The organism is Micromonospora sp. M61, from assembly GCF_018070245.1.
Lineage (GTDB): Bacteria > Actinomycetota > Actinomycetes > Mycobacteriales > Micromonosporaceae > Micromonospora > Micromonospora zamorensis.
Genome location: NZ_JAGPYA010000137.1, coordinates 1 through 1,718 on the forward strand (window position 1 = coordinate 1; position 1,718 = coordinate 1,718).

Genomic DNA, 1,718 nt, shown 5'->3' on the forward strand with positions numbered 1-1,718 from the left:
GCCGCTTCGTCCGGGCCGTGCTGGAGCGCTCGCACAGCATCGGGGTTCGGGGCGAGATCACCGAGAGCTACCTGCGCACCCTGGGCTTCTCCGCTGTCGACGTGATCGGCTGCCCGTCGATGTTCCTGCACGGTGACAGCCTGCGGGTGGAGAAGCGCAAGGAGTTCCTGACCCCGCACGACCGGGTCGCGCTGACCATCTCGCCGTACGTGAAGTCGATGGCGGAGGTGGTCTCCGCCCACCACCAGCGCTACCCGAACCTGCGCTACCTCCCGCAGGACCTGAAGACCCTCGGCACGCTGCTCTACGGCGACGCTCCCGCGGACCGAGGGAAAACCAGCGCGATCCCCGTCCACACCTCGCACCCCCTGTTCACGGAGGACAAGGTGCGCATGTTCGTGGACCCGTGGACCTGGATGGAGTACCTGTCCGGGTTCGACTTCGCCTTCGGTACCCGCATCCACGGCACCATCACCGCGCTGGTGGCCGGCACGCCGGGCTACCTCTTCGCGCACGACTCGCGCACGCTCGAGCTGGCCCGGTACTTCGACATCCCGCACCGGGTGATGGCGGACGTGCCGGCCGATGTCGACGCCGCCGACCTCTACGCGGAGGCCGACTACACGGCGCTGAACAACGGGCACAAGGCCCGCTTCGAGACCATGCTCGCCTTCCTCGCCAAGCACGACCTGGGGCACGCCTTCGCCGATGGCGACAGCGCCACCCGCTTCGACGAGCAGGTCCGCGCCACCACCTTCCCACCCGCCGTCCGCCCGGCCGGCGCCACCGGCTCCGATGTGCTGCTGGAACGGGTGCAGTGGCTGCGCGACCACAACCGGAGGCTGCTGACCGAGGTCGAGACCCTCAAGCAGCAAGAGCTGAGGACCCGGGTCAGGCAGGCGGTCGGCGGCCGGGTGCGACGCTTGTTGAATCGTTGACCCGCCGCGATCCTGCGGGCCGATCGCCGCGTACGGCCGCCGGCCGGCCGGTGGCCTAGTATCGCGGGGCCTGGAGGTGACAGATGTGCCGCCTCCCGGAACACTGCCGGGCGATCTCCGGGGTTGGACGCCACCGCCGCCGGACGAGAGGTGGAGCCACCGATGCATAAGCGGATCCTGCTGCGCGCCCGCAAGGGCCCGTTCGACGTCCTCAGCGCCGAGGAGACGTACGAGCGGGACTGGATCGGTAAGAACACCGGCAATCTGGTCTTCAGCCACGCCGCGCACAAGCTGCTGGCCACCTCCACGGCCGAGATCACCCCGTCGCGGTTCCGGGCGGACCCACGCGACGCCGACGAGATCAACGAGAAGTACGACGTCTTCGTGATACCACTGGCCAACGCGTTCCGCCATGACTACGCGAAGCGGCTGACGACGATGGCCCGGCTGATCGAACGGCTGAAGATCCCGGTGGTGGTGCTCGGAGTCGGGGCGCAGACCGACGTGGACGGCAACCTGGAACAGCTCCGCCCGATCGACGAGCCGGTCAGCGCGTTCTGCCGGGCGGTGCTCGACCACTCGCACAGCATCGGCGTACGCGGCGAGATCACCGAGAACTACCTACGCAAGCTGGGTTTCTCGGCTGTCGAGCAGATCGGCTGCCCGTCGATGTTCCTACACGGCGACAGCCTGCGCATCGAGAAGACGAAGGCGACCCTGGGCATCGACGACCGGCTCGCGTTCGTCATCTCGCCGTACGTCAAGGCGCTGGCCCCCCTC

2 protein-coding genes are annotated in these 1,718 nt (G+C 68.6%); both read left to right on the top strand.

Features of this window, described 5'->3' with window-relative positions; translation table 11 throughout:
* Positions 1–938 (top strand): polysaccharide pyruvyl transferase family protein (locus KBX34_RS32885; protein WP_210928963.1); only part of this gene is annotated, 938 nt, incomplete at its 5' end.
* Between the two features lie 162 nt (positions 939–1,100).
* Positions 1,101–1,718, top strand: a 618-nt coding sequence (locus KBX34_RS32890; protein WP_210928964.1) for a polysaccharide pyruvyl transferase family protein, incomplete at its 3' end; no start/stop codon positions are given.